Genomic DNA, 15,564 nt, shown 5'->3' on the forward strand with positions numbered 1-15,564 from the left:
TCAGGCGGGGAGCCGGTCCAGCTCCCCGCCGACGGCCTCGCGCAGGGTGTCCTGGCGCGGCCCGAGCGCGTACCGCTCGTCGCTCCAGTGGTCCCGGGGGTACAGCCACACGGGCAGGCGCACGCGGTCGGCCGGCTCCCAGTCGAAGCGCGGCCAGACGTGGGCGTGCAGGTAGGCGTCGGTGTTCCCGAGGATCTCCGGATTGACCCTGCGGAAGGCCGGGTCGAGCCGCCGGCAGGCGCGTTCCACGGCCTCGCCCAGCCGGTCCATGTCGTTGAGGAACGCGAGCCGCCGCGACCTCGGCAGCTGGGACAGCCGCTGCACCGCCGGGTCGTCGACCAGCAGCACCGAGTAGCCCGGCAGGAACTGCACGTCCCCGATCACCGCGAAACCGGCGTTCAGCCGGCGCAGCACCGTCGGGTTCTCGCCGCGCAGGGCGCTGCCGATCCGGTCCGCGCGCCAGTCACCGTCTGTTCCGTCCTCGTCGGTCATGAGGCGGGAGTGTACGAGGTCCGGGTCGCCGGCCCGGACCTCGGTGGCGCCGCTCAGCCGGTCGGCGTGAAGACGAACGAGAACGTGCTGGGCCGTGCGTGCAGGTGGTACTGGGGGAGGGCGCCGGGGCCGCAGGACTGGGAGCCGATGCCCATCTGGCCGTGGTCCAGGTTCACCCACACCGTCCCGCCCGGCGTGAGATCGGTCAGGTGCCGGGCGGCGTCCAGCTGCTCGGTGGTCCAGCGCCGCGCGGTGAGCCAGAACTCCGGGTCGCCGTCCACGCGCAGGCCGCCGAGTTCCGCCCAGCGGACGTCGGCGCGGGCGCCGTTCTCCTGCGGGCGGACGTACGGGGTCTGCATCGCGTCGACCGTGGACCGCCAACGGCCCAGCTTCGAGGCGGCCTTCGTGTCGGGGTACGCCTCGCCGGGGCCGCCGCCGAACCAGGTGACGCGGTCGGCCGACGCCAGCCCGAAGCGGATGCCGAGCCGGGGCAGGGGCAGTTGCCAGTCGCCCTCGGGCGTCACCGAGACGCACAGCCGCAGCCGGTTCCCGTCGGCTGTCCAGCGGTACACCGTCCGCAGGGCGACCTCGGCGGCCGCGGGCGCCACCCGGGTCCGTACCGTCAGCGCGTCCCCGCCCACCTCGACGCCGTCCAGCCGGTGCTGCATCCGGTGCAGGCCGAGCCTGCGCCACAGCGGCCCGTAACGGGCGTCGGGCTGCCAGGGGGCCCCTTCGTCGTTGTCGGTGGGGGCGCGCCAGACGTCCAGGCGGAGCCCCGTCACCTCCACGCCGCCGACGGCACGCAGGGCGCCGGTGCGGGCGTCGAAGGCCGCCGGTCCCAGGCGCAGCAGCGGTCCGTCGGCGGCCGGGGACGCGGTGGCGGCCGGCACGACGGACTCCCGCCGGCCGACGGGAAGCTGCGCCCAGGCCACTTCGTGACCCCGTTCGCCCCACGGCGTGTCCCGCGCCAGCAGGGCCCGTACCGTCCACTGGGTCTCGGCCCCGGTGGGGGCGTCGGGCGGCGCGGGCAGCTTCACGTCGGCCGACTCGCCCGGCGTGAGCGGCGGGACGGACAGCGGGCCGGACTCGGCCGTCTCACCGTCCACCTGGTAGGACCACTCGAAGGCGAGCGCGGACAGGTCGGCGAAGTCGTGGGTGTTGGTGACACGGACCGCGCCGGACGGGCCGTCGCCGTCGATCCGGACCGGCTCGATCACCTTCTTGAACTCGGTCAGCCCCGGTGACGGCGTCCGGTCGGGGAAGACCAGGCCGTCGCACACGAAGTTGCCGTCGTGCAGTTCCTCGCCGAAGTCGCCGCCGTAGGCGAAGCCCAGCTCCGGGTGGGCCACGCCGTGGTCGATCCACTCCCAGACGAAGCCGCCCTGGAGCCGGTCGTGGGACTCGAAGATCCGCTGGTAGTCGGCGAGGCCGCCGGGGCCGTTGCCCATGGCGTGGCCGTACTCGCAGAGAATGAAGGGCAGCGCGCGGCGCTTGTGCGTGCCGCCGTCCAGCCCGCGGCCGATCCTGTCGACCTCGGCGTGGGGGGCGTACATCCGCGAGTACACATCGGTGTCGCGGCAGTCGACGTCGCCCTCGTAGTGCACGAGGCGGGAGTCGTCGCGGCCGTGGATCCACTCGGCCATGGCGGTCAGCCCGCGTCCGGTGCCGGCCTCGTTGCCGAGGGACCAGACGACGACCGACGGGTGGTTCTTGTCCCGCTCGACCATCCGGGCGGCACGGTCGAGCAGGGCCGGGGTCCAGCGGTCGTCGTCGCAGGGGTTGTCCCGCCAGGACTGCGTGACGAAGCCGTGGGTCTCCAGGTCGCACTCGTCGACGACCCACAGGCCGTACTCGTCGCACAGGTCGAGGAAGGCCGGGTGCGGCGGGTAGTGGGAGGTGCGGACGGCGTTGACGTTGTGCCGCTTCATCAGCAGCACGTCCGCGCGCATGGTCTCGACGTCGAGGGCACGGCCGCGCTCGGGGTGCCACTCGTGCCGGTTGACGCCCTTGAACAGGACCGACCTCCCGTTGACCTTGATCAGGCCGTCCTCGAGGGCGACGGTGCGGAACCCGACGCGCAGCGCGACGCGTTCGCCCTCGGTGGCCAGGACGCCCTCGTAGAGGCGTGGGGTCTCGGCGGTCCAGGGCTCGACGGCGACGGTGACCGGCTCGCCGGTGGCGATGTCGACGGACAACTCCGGGACGGTGACCCGGCCGGGCACGTCGGAGTCGACGCGCAGGGTGCCCTCGCCGGTGAGGTGGTCGTAGGAGGCGTGCACGAAGAAGTCGCGCGCGCCGCCCACCGGGCGGTGCAGCAGGGTGACGTCACGGAAGATGCCCGGCAGCCACCACTGGTCCTGGTCCTCCAGGTAGGAGCCCGCCGACCACTGGTGCACCCGGACCGCGAGCACGTTGCCGACCCGTTTCAGCAGCTGGGCGACCTCGAACTCGTGGGGCAGGCGGGAGCCCTTGAACTCGCCGAGTTCCGTGCCGTTCAGCCAGACGCGGGCGCACGACTCGACGCCGTCGAAGCGCAGCACCGCGTCCCCGGTCTCCGGCCAGCCGTCGGGCAGGTCGAAGTGGCGCAGGTGGTCGCCGGTGGGGTTGTCGGTGGGGACGTGCGGGGGGTCGACCGGGAAGGGGTAGAGGTGGTTGGTGTAGGCGGGCGCCCCGTGGCCCTGGAGGACCCAGTGGCCGGGGACGGCGACCTGCGGCCAGGCCCCGGCGTCGTAGCCGGGCTCGGCGAAGGAGTCGTCCTCGGCGTCGGCGGTCGGCGACAGCCGGAAGCGCCAGTCGCCGTTGAGGGACAGCCGGGCCGCGTCCGAGGCGTACCGGGCACGGGGCGGCAGGGCCCCGCGGCCCGGTGCGACGTCCTCGACGTAGCCGGCGGAGGGTGTGGTGGTGCGCAGGGACATCGGTCTCCTAGGTCAGCCTCTGATGCCGGTCTGCGCGATCCCCTGCACCAGCCGGCGCTGCAGGAAGAGGAACACGAACACCAGGGGCAGGATGGAAAGGGCGGTGGCCATGAAGATCAGGTGGTGGTTGACGGCCTGGGTGATGTACGAGGAGAGGGCGACCTGGACGGTCCGGGCGCCGGGGTCGTGGCCGACGACCAGCGGCCACAGGAACGCGCTCCAGCCGTGGACGAAGGTGATCGTCGCGATCGCCGCGAAGAAGTGCAGCGAGTCGGGCACCACGACACGCCAGGACGCACCCCAGTGGCCGAGCCCGTCCACGCGTGCCGCCTCCTCCAGCTCCTTGGGGACCCCGAGGAAGTACTGCGGGACGCGGGGTCAGTCGTCCAGGACGCCCCGGAGGAACGCGTTGCGGAACGTGCCCGCCGGATCCAGCTCCCGCGTCAGCCGCCGGAAGTCCGCGAGCCTCGGGAACCGCTCCCGCACCACCGCCCCCGGCAGTGCGAACACCTTGCCCCAGTGCGGCCGCGCGTCGAACGCGTCGAGCGCCTCCTCCACCCGGCGCACCACCGGCAGCACCGCCGCCGTGTCCGGGACCCAGGTGAAGTGCACGGCCACGCTGTCCCGCCCGTACGCGGGGCTCAGCCACTGCGCGTCGGCGGCCACCGTGCGCACCTCGCAGGTCTGCACGACCGGCGCCAGGACCGTACGGATCGCGTCGAGGGCGTGCAGCGCGTCGACGGCGCGGGACCGCGGCATCAGATACTCCGACTGCAACTCGGCGCCGCTGCTCGGTGTGAACTCGGCACGGAAGTGCGGCAGGCGCTCGTGCCACGGCCCGGGGACGCCGAACTGCTGGGTGCAGTTGACCGCGGGCATCCCCGGCACCGGGTGCAGCGCCCGCCGCGCGGGCGCGGCCCAGGGGAAGCCGGGCATCGGCCGGTCGGTGCGCCGCTTGACCCACACCTGCCGGAAGCCGGGCTCGCGCCAGTCGGTGAACAGGCTGACGCTGTACGCCACCGCCATGACCGCCTCGAAGTCCAGTCCCGTCAGCGGCAGTTCGGTGAAGACGTGCTGCTCGACCTCGAACGCCGGCTCCAGATCGAGGGTGAGGGCCGTGACGACTCCCAGCGCGCCCAGGGAGGTGACCGCGCCGCCGAAGCGTTCCTCGCCGCGGGCGACCGAGACGGTCGTGCCGTCGGCGGTGATCAGCTCGACCTCCCGCACCGCGGCGGCCAGGGGCGCGTTGCCGACACCGGAGCCATGGGTGCCGGTCGCCACCGAGCCGGCGACGGAGATGTGCGGCAGGGAGGCCATGTTGGCCAGGGCGAGGCCGCGCGCGTGGACCCGGCGGGCGAGCTCGGCGTACCGGACGCCGCCCGAGACGCGCACCGTACGGGCCGTCGTGTCGACGTCGATCCCGGGCGGCAGGGCGTCCAGAGAGAGCAGCACGCCCTCGGGGCCCGGATCGGCCACCTCGTTGAACGAGTGCCCACTGCCCAGCACCCGCACCCGCGGGCCGGCCGCGACGAGGGAGCGCAGCGCGTCGAGCGAGTGCGGGCGGTGCACCTCCTTGGCGGCGTAGGTGATGTTGCCCGCCCAGTTGGTCACGGTGCCCGTCATGCGGTCGCTCCTGTCCCACGTGTGGTGTCGACGTAGGAGACCAGCAAACCACCCCCGGTCACCACGTCACCCGGCGCAACACCTCCCTGGCTGCGGCCCGCGCGATCACGATCGGCAGGACCGCTTCCGGCGCTCCCGCCGGACCCGGATGCAGGGCCCGGGAGGCGGGGGGCATACCGTGAGGAGTCGAACATCGCAGCACGCCACCGCAGGGAGGAGACACGAGGATGAGCAGCCGCACCGCGCTCGTCGAGGATCTGATGGAGCGCTTCCCGCACGTGCCGCGGGAGGCCGTCTTCAAGGAGGACCTGCTCCGGGGCGGTGTCGCCTTCGATCCGTCCGCGCTCAGCGACAACGAGGGCGGTGAGGTCAAGCCGAAGTCGTACTTCATCTTCTCCTTCGACCACGGCACCCTGCCCGAGCTGGGCGAGGCGGCGCTGCGCCGGCCGCCGGAGGAGATCATCCTCACCGGCGGCCCCTACGACCTGCGGCGCACCGTCGTCTCGGTGCGCGTGAACCCGTCGTCGCCGTACCGCGTGGCCGCCGACGACCAGGGCGTGCTCGGCCTCTACCTCGACGGCAGGCGGATCGCCGACGTCGGCGTGCCGCCCATGCCGGAGTACTACCGGCACAAGCTCGCCAACGGGAAGTCCGTGATGGAGGTCGCCCCGACCATCCAGTGGGGCTACCTGATCTACCTGACCGTCTTCCGGGTCTGCCAGTACTTCGGCGCCAAGGAGGAGTGCCAGTACTGCGACATCAATCACAACTGGCGCCAGCACAAGGCGGCGGGGCGGCCGTACACCGGGGTGAAGGACGTCGAGGAGGTCCTGGAGGCCCTGGAGATCATCGACCGCTACGACACCGCCAAGGCGTCCACCGCGTACACGCTGACCGGCGGCGCGATCACGAAGACGGTCTCCGGCCGCGACGAGGCCGACTTCTACGGCCACTACGCCAAGGCCATCGAGGAGCGCTTCCCGGGCCGGTGGATCGGCAAGGTCGTCGCCCAGGCGCTGCCGCGCGACGACGTGCAGCGGTTCAAGGACTACGGCGTGCAGATCTACCACCCCAACTACGAGGTGTGGGACGAGTACCTGTTCAAGATGTACTGCCCGGGCAAGGAGCGCTACGTCGGCCGCGACGAGTGGCACCGGCGCATCCTCGACTCGGCCGAGGTCTTCGGCGCCCGCAACGTCATCCCCAACTTCGTCGCGGGCGTGGAGATGGCGGAGCCCTTCGGCTTCAAGACCGTCGACGAGGCCATCGCCTCCACCACCGAGGGCCTGCGCTTCTTCATGTCGCACGGCATCACGCCCCGGTTCACCACCTGGTGCCCCGAGCCCACGACGCCGCTCGGCAAGGCCAACCCGCAGGGGGCGCCGCTGGAGTACCACATCCGGCTGCTGGAGGCCTACCGCGCCACCATGGACGACTTCGGCCTCACCTCCCCGCCCGGCTACGGCCCGCCCGGTCCCGGCCGCGCCGTCTTCTCCGTCAGCTCCTTCATGGACAGCCTCCCCGCCCTGGAGGAGCAGGAGGAACCGCGGCCGGCTCCGCACGCGGCGAAGGCGTAGTCCGTCGTGGTCGTCCGTCCGCCCGTCCGGACACAGGGGAGTGTCGCGACGGGCGGCGGACGGACGCGGGCGGCCGGGCGGCGCACCGCCGGTGGTGCCGCGATGCGGAAACCCGTCTTGTCAGTTGTGTCGAAAGCGTGAAAGGCTCTTGCCCTGCCCCGAGGTTTCCCCACAACTCTTCTGTCTCCACGGTGAGTTGACCTCGACCGATGCAGGAGACACATGCCCGACCCGCCGACCCCCCAGGACGCCACCGAGGCGGCGCTGTTCTCCGAGTGCTGGGACACGGTGCTGTCGTACGCCGACCTGTGCACGGCCGGATCGGCGGCCGCGACACAGCTCGCCCGGGAGGCGTTCGCCCGCGGCATGCGCGAGGCCCGCACCACGGATTCCCCACAGCACCGCAACGCCGGCCGCCGCCCGCCCCGACTGCCCCGGACACCCCTCCTCCTGACCGCCGTCCGCACCACGGCGGCCGACTGGGAGACGCAGGGCCACGGCCACCGGCTCGACCCCGAACTGCGCCTGTGGCTCCACTCCGACGGCGCCGCCCGCCACACCGGCCCCCCACTGCGCCGCCCGCTCGCCCTGCGCGCCCTGCGCGACATGCAGGGCCCCGACGCCGAACTGCTGTGGCTGGCCGAGGTGGAGGCCCTGCCCCTGTCCGTGGTCGCCCGCCGCCTCGGCCTCGACCCCGCGGGAGCCGCCGGCGAACTCACCCACGTGCGGAGCCTGTTCCGGGACCGCTGCCTGCGCGCCCATCTCGACACGCCGATGGACCCGCAGTGCCGCACGTACGCCCGACTGCTCGACGCCGTCACCCGCACACCGGTCGCCGACACCCCCGACGACCTCTCCCGGCACCTCGCCCGCTGCGTGCCGTGCGCGGAGGCCGCGGCCTGCCTGCGGCTGCCCGGCGGCGGGCTGCCCGGCGCCCTCGCCGACGGCGTCATCGGCTGGGGCGGCCTCGCCCACCTGGAGCGCCGTCGCCGCGCCGCCGAGGTGCGCCTCGGCGCCGGCCGCGACGACGCCCACGACCCGGACGACGAGCAGGCCGGGACCGGTACCGACAGGGCGCGCGTGCTGCGGGGCGGCCTCCTGGTCGCCGCCGCCACTCTGGTCTCCCTGCTGGCCCTCGCCGTCACCCTGATGCCGCGCGGGGGTACCGGTGACGTCGCCGCGGCCCCCGCCGACCCCGCCGCCCGCCGGCCGGTGGCCGACCCCCGCCCCTCCCTGCCGGTCCTCACCCGCGCGCCCGACGGGCCGGAGCCGTCCTCCCCGAGGCCGACGGACGGGGAGCCCTCCGCCCCGCCGTCCGCGCCCGAGGGTCCCGACCCGGAACCCCAGGGCTCGACCCGCACCTCGGCGAGGACCACGCCGACGCCCCGCGAGAGCCCCCGGCCGGCCTGCCACGTCACCTACGACCTCGTGGGCCAGTGGCCCGACGGCTTCCAGGCCGCCGTCACCGTCACCACCGAGCAGGCCCTCGACGACTGGCGCGTCGCCTTCACCTTCCGCGACGGCCAGCGGGTCGGCCAGATGTGGGACGCGAACGTCTCCCAGGACGGCTCCCGCGTCACCGCCACCGCCGCCGACTACAACCAAACCGTCCCCGCCGACGGCAGCCTGGCCTTCGGCTTCATCGCCTCCTGGCGCGGCAGGAACTCCCCGGCGCACGACTTCACGCTGAACGGCCGGGAGTGCACGCGGACCTGAGCGGAGCCCGGGTGCGGAAAACACGTTGACGGGCCACCGCGCGGCCCGGTTAGAGTGACGGCGCAACCGGCAGTGGCCTTCGGGGCCGCCGCCGTACAGCCGTGTGTTTATGAAGGAGGTGTCGACCGATGACTGTCGCCGTGCCGGGCGCTGCCCGCATCCCGTCGTTCATCACGTCCACCTCCGTGGCCACCGGCTGACACACTCACGCTTTCGCGCGCGTCGTCGCACCCGCGCCCGCCGGGGCCACCCTTGTGAAGGGTCTCCCTGTTGTCTTCGTTGTCTTCCAGCACGACTCTCGCCGCACTCGCTCCCTACGGCTGGGACGAGGCCTGGGCGGACGAGTTCGCCCCGTACGCGTCCGAAGGGCTGCTGCCCGGGCGGGTGGTCCGGGTCGACCGCGGTCAGTGCGACGTGGTCACCGCCGGCGGAGTGCTGCGCGCCGACACCGCCTTCGTCACGCCGCACGACCCGCTGCGGGTCGTGTGCACCGGCGACTGGGTCGCCGTCGAACCCGCGGGCAACCCCCGCTACGTACGGACGTGTCTGCCGCGCCGTACCGCCTTCGTGCGCTCCACCTCCTCCAAGCGGTCCGAGGGGCAGATCCTCGCCGCCAACGTCGACCACGCGATCGTCGCCGTGTCGCTGGCCGTCGAACTCGACCTCGGCCGCATCGAACGCTTCCTCGCCCTCGCCTGGGAGTCCGGGGCGCAGCCGGTGGTCGTCCTGACCAAGGCCGACCTGGTGCCGGACGCGGTGACGCTCGGGCACCTCGTGCGGGACGTGGAGACGACGGCGCCCGGCGTGCCGGTGCTCGCGGTGAGCGCGGTCGGCGGGGACGGGCTGGACGTCCTCACCGCCGTCGTCGGCGGGGGGACGTCCGTACTGCTCGGGCAGTCCGGCGCGGGCAAGTCGACGCTCGCCAACGCGCTGCTGGGCCAGGACGTGATGGAGGTGCAGGCCACCCGGGACGTCGACGGGAAGGGCCGGCACACCACCACCACCCGCAACCTGCTGCCTTTGCCCGGCGGCGGGGTGCTGATCGACACGCCGGGACTGCGGGGCGTCGGGCTGTGGGACGCCGGCACCGGGGTCGGGCAGGTGTTCTCCGAGATCGAGGAGCTGGCGGCCGAGTGCCGGTTCCACGACTGCGCGCACGACTCCGAACCGGGCTGCGCGGTGCTCGCCGCGATCGAGTCGGGGGAACTGCCGGTGCGGCGGCTGGAGAGCTACCGCAAGCTGGTCCGGGAGAACCAGTGGATCGTGGCCAAGACCGACGCCCGGCTGCGGGCGGAGATCCGCAAGGACTGGAAGCGCAAGGGAGCCGAGGGCCGGGCCGCGATGGAGGCCAAGCGGCGGGGCCTGCGGTAGGCGTGTGAGGAGGGGGCGCGGCGGCGGGAAGCCCACCGGCGGGCTCGCCGGGTTCCGCCGCCGCACCCGCGTTCGTCGGGGCTTGCGGCGGTTGCCGGGTGTCGTCGTTGCGTCCGTGTTGGTCGGGGCTTGCGGCGGTTGCGGGTGCGTCGTTGCGTCCGTGCTGGTCGGGGCTTGCGGCGGTTGCCGGGTGTCGTTGCTGCGTCCGCTTTCGTCCGATTCCGGAACTCGCCGGTCGTCGCGGCCGCGCCCGCCTTCGTCCGAGTTCCCGGCGTTCGCCGGGTGCCGTTGCCGCGCCCTCCTTCGCCGCGCTGCCGGTCCGCGCCCGCGTGCGTGCTCGGGTAGGTGTCCGATATCCGCCAGCCGCGTGTCCCGTCGTGCCGGACACTGGACACGTGATGGACGAAGACACCAGGTACGAGGCCGTGCGCAGCAGGGACGCCCGGTTCGACGGCGCGTTCTTCTTCGCGGTCGAGACCACCGGCATCTACTGCCGGCCCAGCTGCCCCGCCGTCACCCCCAAGCGCCACAACGTCCGGTTCTTCGCGACGGCCGCCGCCGCGCAGGGCGCGGGCTTCCGGGCCTGCCGGCGGTGCCGGCCGGACGCGGTGCCGGGCTCGGCCGAGTGGAACGTGCGGGCCGACGTCGTGGGCCGGGCGATGCGGCTGATCGGTGACGGGGTCGTGGACCGGGAGGGGGTCGCCGGGCTGGCCGCGCGGCTCGGGTACAGCGCGCGGCAGGTGCAGCGGCAGCTGACCGCCGAGCTCGGCGCCGGGCCCGTCGCCCTCGCGCGGGTGCAGCGGGCGCACACCGCGCGCGTGCTGATCCAGACCACCGACCTGCCCCTCACGCAGATCGCGTTCGCGGCCGGTTTCGCCAGCGTGCGGCAGTTCAACGACACCGTCCGCGAGGTGTACGCCGCCACGCCCAGCGAACTCCGGGCCGCCGCGCCCAAGGGACGCCCTGCCCGACGGGCGGACACACCCGGCGCCGGTGTCCCGCTGCGGCTCGCCCACCGCGGGCCGTACGACGCCGGTGCCGTCTTCGACCTGCTGGCCCGCGAGGCCGTGCCCGGCGTCGAGGAGGTCGGCGGGGCACCGGGCCGGCGCACCTACCGGCGTACCCTCCGGCTGCCGTACGGCACCGGCATCGTCGCCGTCGACGAGCGCACCGGCAGCTCCGGCTCCGCCACGAACCCCGGCGGCTGGCTCGACGCCCGCCTGCACCTCACCGACCAGCGGGACCTCACCACGGCCGTGCAGCGACTGCGGCGGCTGTTCGACCTCGACGCCGATCCGTACGCCGTCGACGAGCGGCTCGGCGCCGATCCGCGGCTCGCCCCGCTGGTCGCCGCGCGGCCGGGCCTGCGGTCGCCGGGCGCCGTGGACCCCCAGGAGGTGGCCGTACGGGCGCTGGTCGGGCCGTCGGCGGCTCAGGAGCTGGTGCGGCGGTACGGCAAGGCCCTCGACGCGCCCTGCGGTACCCTCACCCACCTGTTCCCCGAACCGGCCGTCCTCGCCGGGGCCGAGCCCGGCGGCACCCTGGGCGCGCTGACCACGGCCCTCGCCGACGGCGCCGTACGACTGGATCCGGGCGCAGACCGGGACGACGCGCAGGCGGCCCTGCTCGCGCTGCCCGGCCTGGACGCCGCCACCGTCGCCGTCATCCGCACCCGCGCCCTCGGCGACCCGGACGTCGCCCCGCCCGGCGCCGCCGTCCCCGACACCTGGCGCCCCTGGCGCTCGTACGCCGTACAACACCTGCGGACAGCAGGGGAGTTGGAGTTTCCGTGAGCACCCCCACCACCCCCGGTCCCACCGTCGCGGTCACCGGCCCGGCCCACTGGGCCACCGTGGACAGCCCTCTCGGCGAGCTGCTCCTGACCGCCGACCCGGCCGGCACCCTCACCTCGCTCTCCGTGCCCGGGCAGAAGGGCGGCCGGACCGTCCAGGACGGCTGGCGGCACGACCCGGCACTGTTCCGCGAGGCGCGGGAGCAGCTCGCCGCCTACTTCGCCGGGGAGCTGAAGGAGTTCCGGCTGACCACGCGCAGCGAGGGAACGCCGTTCCGGCAGCGCGTGTGGGCGGCGCTCGACTCGCTGCCGTACGGCGCGACCACCACCTACGGCGAGATCGCCGCGCGGATCGGGGCGCCGCGCGCCGCCGTACGGGCCGTCGGCGGCGCGATCGGCGCCAATCCGCTGCTCGTCCTGCGGCCCTGCCACCGGGTGATCGGCGCCGACGGCTCGCTCACCGGCTACGCGGGCGGCCTGGAGCGCAAGGTGCGGCTGCTCACGCTGGAGGGCGTGCTGCCGACGGCCCCGTGAGCGAGCGACGCGCCCTCACGCACACCGCCCTCCACGGACGCCGCCCGCACACGGATGCCGCACCTCACAGACGCCGCCGCCCACGGACACCGCAGGACGACCCGCGCCCCACGGGTCCGGGGAGGGCGGCCGGGCCGGGTGTCGGATCCGGGTCAGCCCCAGATCACGGCGCCCAGCCACGCGCCCATGATCAGCAGGCAGGTGAACAGCTCCGCGAGCACGCTGGAGCCGCCCGAGCGCATCGCCGTGCGCAGGGCGGCCAGGGCCTCGGCGTGGCGGCCGAGCCGGAGCCGTTCGCAGAGGTAGATGCCGGCCATGAAGCCGGGGATCGCCCCGAGGACGGGGACGACGCAGAAGCCCGCCAGCGCACCCAGGCCGGCGTACACCGCCATACGGGGCGTGGCGCCGCTCTCCCGGACCCGGCGGGGCGGCAGGGCCCAGCGCACCACCTGCGCCAGGAGCAGCGCGACGGTGGCGCCGACCAGCACGGCCCACGCGACCGGCCGTGCGTCCTGCAGCGCCCACCACATCACCGCGGCCCACACCAGCCACGACCCCGGCACCCCGGGCACCAGCACTCCGCACAGGCCGGCCAGCATGAGCAGGCCGGTCAGCAGGAGCTGCCACACTCCCATCTGCCCAGCGTGCCGGAGCCCGCGGTGACGCGCAGGTCGCCGGGGCGGGGACGACACGCGGCAGCGGGCTCCCCGAGCCGTGCCCCGGGCGCCCGCCGCCCGGGCCGTCAGCGTTCCCGGGCCACCCAGCCCCGCTCGTACGCGTGCCACCCCAGCTGCATCCGGGTCGTCACCCCCGACGGCTCCATCAGCCGCCGCTGCACGGTCCTCAGGCCCAGATCCAGCTGTTCGGCGACGCTCGCGTCGGTCAGCCCCGCCGACAGCAGGGAGAGGAACTCCAGATCGGTGCCGTCGGGACCTGCCGGGCCGTGTCCGGTGACGCCGGTGTCACCGAGCCGCAGCGGCAGCCCCTGCCGCCACACCGACTCGAACAGGCCCGCCAGCAGTTCCAGCAGCCCGCTGGCGTGCACCACCAGGGCGGCCCGGTTCCGCGGTCGGCGAGGTGAGCGGCACCATGGCGAGCAGGCGGTCGGCGACGACCAGCTTCGTCGGCACCTCGTCCACCACCCCACCTCCTCGCCCCGGCCGAGCGCCGCACCCAGCTCGGTCGTGCCCTCCGGCTGGTCCAGCACCGCCCGCTCGACCACGACCCGGTACCGCACGCCCCGCGCGGCCGCCCGCTCCTCCGCATGGTTCTCCTCGCCGGTCACGGCGAGCGGCGTGCCGGTGACCAGCGCGCAGACCTCCTCGCCGGCCCCGAGCTGCAACCGGAAGAACGCCGGGTGACCGCCGCCGCGCCGATCACCACCTCGACCAGCTCGTGCACGGCCGGTTCGACCGCCGCCGCCCGGTACTCCTGCGCGAGCAGCGCGGCCGTGAGCTCCGCCTGCTCCAGTTCGTGCCGCCGCTGGGTGAGCAGCGCGCCGAGGGCCACACCGGGCGGCGCGGCCACCCAGCGGCCCGGCCGGGCGGACGACTGGGCGGCGAGGCCGTGCCGTTCCAGGCGGCGCAGCGCGCGCTGGGTGTCGTGCTCGCCGAGAGCCGGCCGCCGGGCCAGATCGGGCACGTCGGCGGCGCCCACCGCCACCAACGCGCGGTACGCCGACGCGTGCGTCCCGTCCAGACCTGTCGCCGCCGGCATCGACCGTCGGCCTCCCCGGAACACGGACTCCGCGGACCGCCCGTGGCGGAAACCGGCCACGGCGCAAAACCGCCTCCGCAGATCATCGCCGTACCGCCGTAACACTGCCAAGGTGGGGCCACCGGCACCGACGGGGGCCGGGTCCTTCGACGTCGCCGGGGGGTTCTCCCGTGGGGGTGGAGCCGCCCGGCGGCCTCTCACGCACCCCGGGCGACCTCCCCGCACGGCCACGACGGCTCACCGGCACGCCGTTCGAACACGGGCGGCCGCGCCGCATTTTCCCGACGCCCCGTTTTCATCCGGCCCGTGCGGTGGACAATTGGGGGCATGAGCCAGCAGGGGGGAAGGCCCACCGGTCACTCCGACGACTGGTGGGGGCAGTTGTACGACGACACCACCGAGGACACGGGCCCCACGCGCACGCCCGACTCACTCGACGACCGCTTCGCCTCGGCATCGGACGCGGTGACCGGACCACCGGCCGCTCCCGGTCTCTTACCGGAGCCGCGCGGCGGCGCCCGGCCGCCGCGTGACGCCGCCGCGCCTACGGGCCCCCCGCCCCGCGCCGGAAGCCCCGTCCCCGGGCCGCGCGACGCCGGGCAGGTCCCCTCCGTACCCGCCCCGCCCCCTCCCAAGGGCCCCACCACCTCGGGGACCGGCACCCCCGCCCCCATCTTCGCGGAGCCGCCCCCGCCACCCCCGCCGCCCACCGCACCACCGCGCTTCACCCCGGTCACCCCCCACCCCCTCCACCATGTGGGCTCCGGCCCACCCACCTACGACCCCGAACCCACCGCCCTGCCGCCCGCCGATCCCGACGACCTCGGCAACGTGGTCGCCGACACCGTGCTGGACGGCGCCCACTACGGGGCCTGCACCCTGCGCGCGGCCTCCGTGCGCGGGGACTCCGCGCGCTACCGGGGCGAACCCCGCCGCGACGCGCTGCTCACCGCGCGCTTCGGCGCCGGCGACGACGCGCTGGTACTGGTCGCGATGGCCACCGGAGCGCGCGCCACCGCCGGGGCGCACCGGGCCGCCACCGAGGTGTGCCGGTGGATCGGCCGTGCGGTCGGGCTCAGTCATGCGCGGCTCGCCGAGGACATACGGGCCGGCCGGCGCGGCGACCTGAAGTCCGGCCTGCACCGCCTGACCGACCGCAGCCTCGGTCGGCTCCGCGCCGGCGCCGCCGAACAGGGCCTGCGCCCCGAGGCGTACGCCGCCACCCTGCGCTGCCTGCTGCTGCCCGCCGACCCCGGATGCCGTACCCGGGTCTTCTTCGGCGTCGGGGCCGGCGGGTTGTTCCGGCTGCGCGACGGCGCGTGGCAGGACATCGAACCGCAGGTCGGCCAGGTCACCGGCGAACCCGTCCTCGGGTTCGGTTCGCCACCCCCCGAGACCCCCGGCGGGGACCGGCTCACCATGGACCTCGGCATCCCGACCCCGCCGAGCCCCTATGAGCCGGCCCCCGAGCCGCCCCGCGAGCCCTTCCGCTTCCGCGCCTCCGTCGCCCGGCCCGGTGACACGCTGCTGATGTGCACCGGCGGCCTGGCCGAACCGCTGCGCGGCGAACCGGAGTTGCCCGCCCATCTGCGGGAGCGGTGGTCGGCCCCGCAGCCGCCGGGCCTGGCCGCCTTCCTCGCCGACACCCAGGTACGGGTGAAGGGGTACGCCGACGACCGTACGGTGGCGGCCGTGTGGGAGATGTGAGCGTGGACGCCGGGCACGGCGACGTCGCGGCGGCCGTGCCCGACGCCTGATCGAGGGCGCGGCGCGTGAGGAGCGGCGCGTGCGGACTGGCGTGTGAGGAGCGGCGCGTTCGGACCGGCCT

General features: G+C 74.7%; 10 protein-coding genes and 2 pseudogenes. 6 read left to right on the forward strand and 6 right to left on the reverse strand.

Translation table 11 applies throughout. The annotated features are described in order from the left end of the window. The 4 genes and pseudogenes from IPT68_RS28820 to IPT68_RS28835 form a co-directional block, all read right to left on the reverse strand. A complete protein-coding gene (locus IPT68_RS28820) occupies nucleotides 1-492 on the reverse strand; it encodes a diadenosine tetraphosphate hydrolase (RefSeq protein WP_189702097.1) in 492 nt (163 codons plus the stop codon). A gap of 53 nt (nucleotides 493-545) precedes the next feature. After that, nucleotides 546-3,407: a glycoside hydrolase family 2 TIM barrel-domain containing protein gene (locus IPT68_RS28825; RefSeq protein WP_189702096.1), complete on the reverse strand. Its 2,862-nt coding sequence runs from the start codon at nucleotides 3,405-3,407 to the stop codon at nucleotides 546-548. Between the two features lie 12 nt (nucleotides 3,408-3,419). After that, nucleotides 3,420-3,773 (reverse strand): annotated as a pseudogene (locus IPT68_RS28830) (carbohydrate ABC transporter permease); the annotation flags it as partial. Nucleotides 3,774-3,785: 12 nt separating this feature from the next. After that, complete coding sequence (locus tag IPT68_RS28835) at nucleotides 3,786-5,030, reverse strand: FAD-binding protein (protein ID WP_189702095.1); 1,245 nt, start codon at nucleotides 5,028-5,030, stop codon at nucleotides 3,786-3,788. A 227-nt stretch (nucleotides 5,031-5,257) separates the two neighbouring features. Here IPT68_RS28835 and IPT68_RS28840 point away from each other — a divergent pair, with 227 nt between their 5' ends. The 5 genes from IPT68_RS28840 to IPT68_RS28860 all read left to right on the forward strand — a co-directional run bounded on the left by IPT68_RS28840 (nucleotide 5,258) and on the right by IPT68_RS28860 (nucleotide 12,020). Beyond that, nucleotides 5,258-6,607 carry a radical SAM protein gene (locus IPT68_RS28840; RefSeq protein ID WP_189702094.1) on the forward strand — a complete coding sequence of 450 codons (1,350 nt, stop codon included), beginning with the start codon at nucleotides 5,258-5,260 and terminating at the stop codon, nucleotides 6,605-6,607. Between the two features lie 222 nt (nucleotides 6,608-6,829). Further along, the gene (locus IPT68_RS28845; protein WP_189702093.1) at nucleotides 6,830-8,323 is read left to right on the forward strand and encodes a cellulose-binding domain-containing protein; all 1,494 of its coding nucleotides are present in this window, start codon (nucleotides 6,830-6,832) and stop codon (nucleotides 8,321-8,323) included. Between the two features lie 270 nt (nucleotides 8,324-8,593). Continuing rightward, a complete protein-coding gene (rsgA, locus tag IPT68_RS28850) occupies nucleotides 8,594-9,694 on the forward strand; it encodes a ribosome small subunit-dependent GTPase A (RefSeq protein ID WP_189702092.1) in 1,101 nt (366 codons plus the stop codon). A gap of 398 nt (nucleotides 9,695-10,092) precedes the next feature. Beyond that, on the forward strand, nucleotides 10,093-11,487 hold the full coding sequence (locus IPT68_RS28855) for a DNA-3-methyladenine glycosylase 2 family protein (RefSeq protein ID WP_189702127.1): 1,395 nt from the start codon (nucleotides 10,093-10,095) through the stop codon (nucleotides 11,485-11,487). Beyond that, on the forward strand, nucleotides 11,484-12,020 hold the full coding sequence (locus tag IPT68_RS28860) for a methylated-DNA--[protein]-cysteine S-methyltransferase (protein ID WP_189702091.1): 537 nt from the start codon (nucleotides 11,484-11,486) through the stop codon (nucleotides 12,018-12,020). The genes IPT68_RS28855 and IPT68_RS28860 overlap by 4 nt, the downstream gene beginning before the upstream one ends. Nucleotides 12,021-12,172: 152 nt before the next feature. Here the strand turns inward: IPT68_RS28860 and IPT68_RS28865 are convergent, their stop codons facing one another. Both IPT68_RS28865 and IPT68_RS28870 read right to left on the reverse strand, forming a co-directional pair. Then, nucleotides 12,173-12,655: a DUF456 domain-containing protein gene (locus IPT68_RS28865; RefSeq protein ID WP_189702090.1), complete on the reverse strand. Its 483-nt coding sequence runs from the start codon at nucleotides 12,653-12,655 to the stop codon at nucleotides 12,173-12,175. A 107-nt stretch (nucleotides 12,656-12,762) separates the two neighbouring features. Continuing rightward, nucleotides 12,763-13,736, reverse strand: a pseudogene (locus tag IPT68_RS28870) (helix-turn-helix transcriptional regulator). A gap of 327 nt (nucleotides 13,737-14,063) precedes the next feature. Here IPT68_RS28870 and IPT68_RS28875 point away from each other — a divergent pair. Continuing rightward, the gene (locus IPT68_RS28875) at nucleotides 14,064-15,443 is read left to right on the forward strand and encodes a protein phosphatase 2C domain-containing protein (RefSeq protein WP_194074020.1); all 1,380 of its coding nucleotides are present in this window, start codon (nucleotides 14,064-14,066) and stop codon (nucleotides 15,441-15,443) included. Nucleotides 15,444-15,564: the final 121 nt, after the last annotated feature.

It is taken from the genome of Streptomyces chromofuscus, assembly GCF_015160875.1.
Taxonomy (GTDB): Bacteria; Actinomycetota; Actinomycetes; order Streptomycetales; family Streptomycetaceae; genus Streptomyces; species Streptomyces chromofuscus.